Source organism: Cereibacter johrii, from assembly GCF_001720585.1.
In the GTDB taxonomy this organism is placed as follows: Bacteria; Pseudomonadota; Alphaproteobacteria; order Rhodobacterales; family Rhodobacteraceae; genus Cereibacter_A; species Cereibacter_A johrii.
Genome location: NZ_MABH01000191.1, coordinates 1 through 6,889 on the forward strand (window position 1 = coordinate 1; position 6,889 = coordinate 6,889).

Below are 6,889 nucleotides of genomic sequence, written 5' to 3' on the forward strand. Positions count from 1 at the left end.
CTCGCCGCGGGCTTGCGCGCCGGCGCCCGCTCGGCACGGATCTCGCCGATCAGCGCCCGGAGCTCGGGGCCTGCGCCCGCGCCGCTCTCGATGGCCCGGCGCAGCGAGACATCCACCTCGCCCAGTGCGGTGATGAGCGCCTCGCGCGTTGTGGCAAGGCCCTCGTCCACATGGCTCTGGATCGCGGAGGCGAACTGCGGCCCCAGGGCGCCCGCATCGGCGGCATAGGTCTCGAGATCGCCGGCCACCCGGTCGCCCACCGCCTCGATGGCGGTCCTGAGCGTGGCCTCCTGCGCTTCGATCCGGTCCGCCAGCCCCTCGACCTTGCCGATGGCCTCGCCGAGCTCGGTCAGCCGCGCGACCATCAGCTCGCCCGCCTGCGCCTGGATCGCGGAGGCGTCGCGCAGATCGGCGACCGAGCGGAAATAGACCAGCCCGCCCAGAAGGACCGCCACGCCGGCCCCTGCCAAGGCGCCGAGGCACAGGGCCTGCATCCGCTTCTGCCCGCGGATCATCCGCTCCATGAAGGCGCGATGCTCGGCCTGAAGCTGATCGAGATCCTGCGCGGCATCGTTGGCCGCGCTCGCGGCGCCGAGCGCGCGCGCGATGCCATCGCTGAGGGGGTCGGTCTCTTCCGTCATCGCCTGCTCTCCGTCGTTGCGCGGGGCCTGCAAGTTCTGCGCCAAAGGCACAGCCGTCACATCGGCCGGCCGAACTCGTCGAAGGCAAGGTCCTCGGGCACATCGATCTCGGGCAGGTCCGCCGCCTCGCCGCGGTCCAGCCGGTAGACGTGGGCCAGAACCACCGCGACCGCGCCATAGAGCCCGTCCGGGATCTCCTGCCCGATGTCGCCGGTGAAATAGAGCGCGCGGGCGAGGAGGGGGATCCGGAGCGTGCCGACGCCGGCCTTCCGTCCGCGCTCGACGATGTCGAGCGCCATCGGTCCCTTGCCGAGTGCGAGGATCACCGGCGCCTGGGTCTCGCCCGGCACATAGCGCAGCGCGACCGCGAAATGGGTCGGGTTGGTCACGATCGCGGTGGCCTTCGGCACATCGTCCAGCGCCGCGCGGCGCCTCGCACCGTTGCGCGAGGCCTCCATCTGCATCCGCCGCATCCGGCCCTTCACCTCGGGCGAGCCGTTGGCTTCCTTCGACTCCTCCTTCAGCTCCTGCCGCGACATCTTCATCGAATGGGTCAGGCTCCAGGCCTGCCAGACGAGATCGAGCCCGCCGATCACGGCAAGCACGAGGAGCAGCGCCGAGACGAGCCGGATCAGACCCGCGCCGAGCACCGCCGCCGCATCTCCCGGCGCCGCCGTCCAGAGCCGGTCGAGGGGCGACAGCTCGTCGCGCAGCACGAGCACCGCCACCCCGATCAGGAGCGCGACCTTGGCCACCGCCTTGCCCAGCTCGACCAGCGCCTTGAGCGAGACCATGCGCTTCAGACCGGCCGCCGGATTGATCCGGCTCGCCTTGAAGCCCAGCGCCTTGGTCGAGAAAGTGATCCCGCCCATGGCCTGCTGGACGAGCAGGACGAGCGCGAGGAGCGGCACCGACACGACGAGCCCCGCGATCAGCAGCTCGCGCCACGCCTGGCCCAGACGCAGCATCGCGATCCGCTCGAGATCCGCCCCGGGCTCGATCACCAGATAGCCCGACCAGCCACGCACCAGCGCGGGCAGCAGCCCCTCGATCATCATGAAAAGCGCGAGCCCGCCCGCGAGCGTCGCGAAGACGAAGACCTCCTTCGAGGTGACGATGGAGCCATCCTCGCGCGCCTGCTCGCGCCGCTTCTGGGTCGGCTCCTCGGTCTTTTCCTGCCCGTCGTCACCCTCGGCCATGGATGACCCCCAGAAGGTCCGCCAGCGCGGTGAGGCTCTCTTCGACCAGCGCCGAGAAGGCGCCCATCGTGCCGGGCGCGGTCAGGAACAAAAGGATCAGCGTGGCCGACATGGTCACGGGAAAGCCGAAGGAAAAGACGTTGAGCTGGGGCGCCGAGCGGGTGACGATCCCGATCGTGACGTTGATGAGGATGAGCGCCGCCACGACCGGCATCATGATCTGGAGGCCGAGGAGGAACATGCGTCCGCCCGCGCCGATGCCGGCCTCGAGGAAGCGTCCCGGCGCGAAGGGGGCGCCCGGCGGCAGGCTCTCGTAGCTGCGCAGGAGGATGTCGAGCGCCGTCAGATGGCCGTCGAGCGCAAGGAAGACGGTGGTCAGCGCCAGCCCGAAGATCTGCGCCACGACCGGCGTCTGCCCGCCCGCCGACGGATCGATCTGCGCGGCAAAGCCCAGACCGGCGGTCGAGGCAATCCGGTCTCCGGCAAGGGCCGCGGCCGAGAAGAGGACGGTCAGCACGAGCCCCGCCGACAGGCCCACGGCGATCTCCTGCATCATGAGGGGAAGGGCCGCGAGCGAGGCCAGCGCCTCCGGCGGGGGCAGCTCCACCCGGCCCAGAACCGGCAGGGTGAGGACCACCGTCGCCATGATCCGGACGGGCAGCGGCACGAAGCGGCCGCCGAAGGCGGGCGAGGCGATGAGAAAGGCCCCGATCCGCAGGCTCGCCACGAAGGCGCCGGTCAGGAGCGACAGAAGCCCGGGCAGCTCCAGCGCGGGCAGGGCGGCGGTGCTCTCCATCAGCGGATGGTGGCGATCGTCTCGAAGACGAAGGCGAAATAGTCCGTCATCCGCGTGAGCATGAAGCTCGAGGCGAGCGCCATGGTCAGGAGCACGATGGCGAGCTTGGGCACGAAGCTCAGCGTGGATTCGTTGATCGAGGTCGCCGCCTGCAGGATGCCTATGACAAGCCCCACCGCCAGCGCCACGCCGAGGACCGGGCCCGCGGTCAGCAGGATGTTCCAGTAGGCCAGCCGCAGATGCTCGATGCTGCCGTCGAAATCCATCACTGCCCCCCGTAGGTCGCGGCCAGCGAGCCCACCGTCAGCGCCCATCCGTCCACCAGCACGAAGAGCAGCAGCTTGAAGGGCAGCGACACGAGCATCGGCGAGAGCATCATCATGCCCAGCGCCATCAGGATCGAGGCGATCACCATGTCGATGACGAGGAAGGGCAGGAACAGCAGGAAGCCGATCTGGAAGGCGGTCTTCAGCTCAGAGGTCATGAAGGCGGGCAGGAGCGTCGAGAAGGGCACCTCCTTGGGCTCGGCATAGGGCCCGGCGCCCGCGAGGTCCGAGAACATCAGCAGGTCGTTCTGCCGCGTGTTGGCGATCAGGAACTCCTTCATGATCGCGCCGCCCCGCTCGATGGCGGGCTGGGCCTCGATCCGGCCGTCGAGGAAGGGCGAGAGCGACTGATCGTAAAGCGCGCCGAGCGTCGGCTGCATGACGAAGAAGGTGAGGAACAGCGCGAGCGCGATCAGCACCTGGTTCGGCGGCGTCTGCTGGGTGCCGAGCGCCTGACGCAGGATGGACAGCACGATGATGATGCGGGTGAAGGCCGACATGCCGAGGACGAGCGAGGGCAGCACGGTCAGCGCCGTCATCAGCGCGAGGATCTGGAGCGAGAGCGAATAGCTCGTCCCGCCGGTCCCTTCCGTCACCGTGATCGCGGGAAAGCCCGCGGCCGCGGCCGGTCCGGCGAGAAGAAGACCCACCGCCAGCGCGCCGCCGGCAAGCGCCATCGTCCGCGAAGCGCGGATTGCCTTTCCCGGGCCCAGGCGACGGGGCGCAATTTCCCACGGCGTCCCTGCCGCCCGACGGGTTACGGTCCCGGCCGGCAGGAAATGGCCCGTGTGCCGGCGCTCCGGGCAGGCGCGCGAGGGGAATTCGCGAAGCATCGGGTTGCGCCGTGTCATGCGCGCCCCTCCAGCGGCAGGACGACGGGTGCCGCGCCCCGACTTGTCAGGACGAGAAACTCGCGTCCGTCCACCGCGAGGATCGCGGCACGCTCCTGCGGCCCGAGCGCTGCCGCCTCGGCCACGCGCAGCCGCCCGCCATTGGCGAAGCGCGAAATGCCGGGGGCCTTCAGCTTCACGACGAGCCACAGGAGCCCCAGAAGCCCGAGGAAGAGGCCGAGGGTCAGGATCTGATCGGGGCGCAGTATGTCCAACGGGTCACTCCGGGGATGCAGGTCCCCCTCCGCTGCAACATCCGTGCCGCCCGCGCGTGAGAGGATCCGCCTCGATACCGCGCAATGGGATGCCGAGGCTGGTGGTGCCGCCCGCGCGTGTGAGGATCCGTCGGCGGACGCGCGGTCAGCTCCCGCTCGGGAATGGTGCCGCCCGCGTGAGGATCCGCCCGCGTCAGAGGCTTTCGGCGCGCTTCTCGGGCTCGATGATCTGGCCGAAGCGGATGCCGAACCGCTCGCCCACCATCACCACCTCGCCCTTGGCGATGGGAGTGCCGTTCACCAGCACGTCGAGCGGATCGCCCGCCAGCCGGTCGAGCTCCACCACCGAGCCCTCGGACAGGCGCAGGAGATCGCGGATCGTCATCTCGGTGCGGCCGACCTCGACAGTCAGGCGCACGCCGATATTTTCCAGAAGGCGCAGGTTCTCGGCGCCGAGACGGTCGGCAAGGGGGCGGGTCGCGTCGGTCATGCGGGCTCCGGTCGGAAGGGGCGGCAGGGCCGCGGTGTCAGGGTGAGAAGGAAGGTCCGGGGCGGCATCGCCCCCGCGCCGCGGATCGACGGCGCGGGCCCCGCGGCCAAGGGCCGGACCCGCCGGCTGCGGTCGGGGGGGGGTCGGTCTAGCCCCGGACATGGCGGCGCGTCAGGTTCAGCGCGGCCTGCCCGCCGCGCTCGCCGGGAGCCGCCTCGAAGAAGGGCTGGCCCTCGACGAGGAGCGACACCGCCTCGGTGAGATGCACCGGCAGCACATCGCCCGGCTGCATCTGCATGAGCTGGCGCAGCGGCACCTCGGGCTCGCAGAGCCGCGCCGAGAGGGTGAGCGGGATGGACAGGATCGCCCGTTCCAGCTTCTCGCGCCAGCTCCGGTCGTCGTCCACGAAATCCGACTGCATCCGCGAGCGCAGCTGCGACGAGATCGGCTTCAGCGTCTGGAGCGGATAGAGAATGTCGAAGCTCGCGGGCTCGGTGTTGGGCAGCTGCACCATGAAGGAGCAGTTCACCACCATGTCCTCGCCATCCACGAACGAGGCGAACTGCATCGATTCCTCGCGGCTGACCACGGTGAAGGTCAGGGCCATCAGGTCGCGCCACGCCACCTGCAGGGCCACGTTCAGCCGGTCGGTCACGAGTTCGATCACCCGCTCCTCGGTCGCGGTGAATTCGGTCCGCGTCGTGGGGACATGGCGGATCTGCCCGCCGTAATAGCTGTCGGTCAGCAGCGAGATGAAGGGCGGCGGGATCACGATCATCTGGTTGCCGCGCAGCTCCTCGATGCGGCTCGCGGTGATCGACACGAAATTGTCCTGGCTCGAGCGATAGTCGTCGAAACTGCGCACCTCGGGCGGGAAGGACGAGATCCGGGGCTGAAGCCGCAGCATCGGCAGGAAGACGTCGCGCGCGGTGCGGCAGAAGCGTTCGTTGATGATGCGCAGCGCGTGATAATCGCCGAGCTGGTTCAGCTCGTTCTCGCCGAAGGCGTAGGGCCGGACCTCGAGGCCATTCTCGAGGCTCGTGCTTTCGCTGGCCTCCATGAGATTGCCGACGAGGGCTGCGACCTCCTTCGACGAGAGTTTGCGCGGGGCGGCGGCCATGGCTTACTGCAGGATGAAGGAGGGGAAGAAGACGGCCTCGATGCCGCCGAAGCCCTCGAGCTGCTGGAGCCGCGCGTTCACCGCGCCGCGCAGCGCCTCGGCCAGCCGGTCGCGGCCCGCCTTGTCCTGCAGCTCCTCCTCCGAGAAGGTGCCGACGATGGCCAGCATGTCCGAGCGCAGCGCCACCTCGTTGCGGGCGACATTGTCCATGACCTTCTGGTCATATTGCGTGGACAGGCCGATGCCCGCCTGCAGCAGGCGGCGCGAGGCGCGCAGGTTCGTCGTGAGCGGCTCCTTGAACTGGTAATAGCTGGTGACGAAGGACTCCCGCTCGGGCGTGGGCCGCGGCACCTTCTGCGGCGCGTCCGGATCGGCCGCAGGTTCGGCCTCGGACGTGCGCTCGATCAGGCGAAGGACGTCCTTCGCGGGCGACAGGGGATTGGCGAAGTAGAAGTAGCCTGCGCCGAACCCGGCGGCCAGCAGGAGCGCCGCGAGCAGCAGGAAGGCCAGCGCGCGCAGCAGGCCGCGGCCGCGGCGGGGCTTCATGTCGGGGGAGGCGGAGGCATCGGTCACGGGCGGTTCCTCAGGCGATCAGATTGACGGTCCCGGCCGCCGCGCGGGCGACGGTCTCGGAGGGATCGGGGGCAGGGCGGAGGGCGCGCGGCCGGGTCTGCGGCAGGGGCGCCTCTGCGCGGCGGCCGGTATCGCCCTGTCCGGCCTCGTGCCGGCCGAGCGACAGGCCGTGCTTCTCGAGCAGGTCGGACAGGCGCCCCTCCTGTCCCGAGAGGAGACGGGCGGCCTCGGCCGTTTCGGTGGTGAAGCTCACCTGCGCGCTGCCGTCGCGCATCTCGACGCGGATGCGGAGCCGGCCCAGGGTCTCGGGGGCGAGCACGATCTCGATCTCGCCCTCGCCCGCGGCGGCCTCGAGGATCCTGTCCTGCAGCTCGGCCGGTGCCTCGGGAGCCGCGAGGGCGAGAGGCCCGTCCCCGCCCGCACCGCCCGCCCGAGGCTCGGCCGGCCGCTCGAGGCGCAGGTCGGCCGGAAGGGCGGTCAAGGGGGCGGAGGCGGATGCCAGCGGATCGGACCGGGCGAGATCGGCCCCGGCAGGCTCCCCGGCCGGGGCTGTCTCCGCCCCGTCCTGCCCGGCGGTGGCGGCGGGGGCGTCCCCGGCAGCCGGCGCCTGAGACCCGTCGGCCGCCCTTCCGGTGGATG

General features: G+C 70.5%; 10 protein-coding genes. All 10 read right to left on the reverse strand.

The window, feature by feature from the left end; genetic code table 11:
• The coding region (locus tag A9O63_RS17350; RefSeq protein WP_084296019.1) for a hypothetical protein at nucleotides 1-641 on the reverse strand (641 nt) is incomplete at its 3' end.
• Between the two features lie 56 nt (nucleotides 642-697).
• Complete coding sequence (gene flhB / locus A9O63_RS17355) at nucleotides 698-1,840, reverse strand: flagellar biosynthesis protein FlhB (RefSeq protein WP_069333048.1); 1,143 nt, start codon at nucleotides 1,838-1,840, stop codon at nucleotides 698-700.
• On the reverse strand, nucleotides 1,827-2,636 hold the full coding sequence (fliR, locus tag A9O63_RS17360) for a flagellar biosynthetic protein FliR (protein ID WP_069333049.1): 810 nt from the start codon (nucleotides 2,634-2,636) through the stop codon (nucleotides 1,827-1,829). Before fliR ends, flhB begins: the two co-directional genes overlap by 14 nt.
• Nucleotides 2,636-2,902, reverse strand: coding sequence for a flagellar biosynthesis protein FliQ (gene fliQ, locus A9O63_RS17365; RefSeq protein ID WP_002720212.1), 267 nt, complete (start codon nucleotides 2,900-2,902; stop codon nucleotides 2,636-2,638). Before fliQ ends, fliR begins: the two co-directional genes overlap by 1 nt.
• Nucleotides 2,902-3,639: a flagellar type III secretion system pore protein FliP gene (gene fliP, locus A9O63_RS17370; RefSeq protein WP_410171708.1), complete on the reverse strand. Its 738-nt coding sequence runs from the start codon at nucleotides 3,637-3,639 to the stop codon at nucleotides 2,902-2,904. Before fliP ends, fliQ begins: the two co-directional genes overlap by 1 nt.
• Before the next feature lie 170 nt (nucleotides 3,640-3,809).
• Complete coding sequence (locus A9O63_RS17375; protein ID WP_069333051.1) at nucleotides 3,810-4,067, reverse strand: flagellar biosynthetic protein FliO; 258 nt, start codon at nucleotides 4,065-4,067, stop codon at nucleotides 3,810-3,812.
• A 193-nt stretch (nucleotides 4,068-4,260) separates the two neighbouring features.
• Nucleotides 4,261-4,557, reverse strand: coding sequence for a flagellar motor switch protein FliN (gene fliN, locus A9O63_RS17380; protein ID WP_002720209.1), 297 nt, complete (start codon nucleotides 4,555-4,557; stop codon nucleotides 4,261-4,263).
• Between the two features lie 148 nt (nucleotides 4,558-4,705).
• On the reverse strand, nucleotides 4,706-5,677 hold the full coding sequence (gene fliM / locus A9O63_RS17385; protein ID WP_069333052.1) for a flagellar motor switch protein FliM: 972 nt from the start codon (nucleotides 5,675-5,677) through the stop codon (nucleotides 4,706-4,708).
• Between the two features lie 3 nt (nucleotides 5,678-5,680).
• Nucleotides 5,681-6,250, reverse strand: a complete 570-nt coding sequence (locus A9O63_RS17390; RefSeq protein WP_069333053.1) for a flagellar basal body-associated FliL family protein — start codon at nucleotides 6,248-6,250, stop codon at nucleotides 5,681-5,683.
• 10 nt (nucleotides 6,251-6,260) lie between these two features.
• Nucleotides 6,261-6,889 (reverse strand): flagellar hook-length control protein FliK (locus tag A9O63_RS17395; RefSeq protein ID WP_235836999.1); only part of this gene is annotated, 629 nt, incomplete at its 5' end.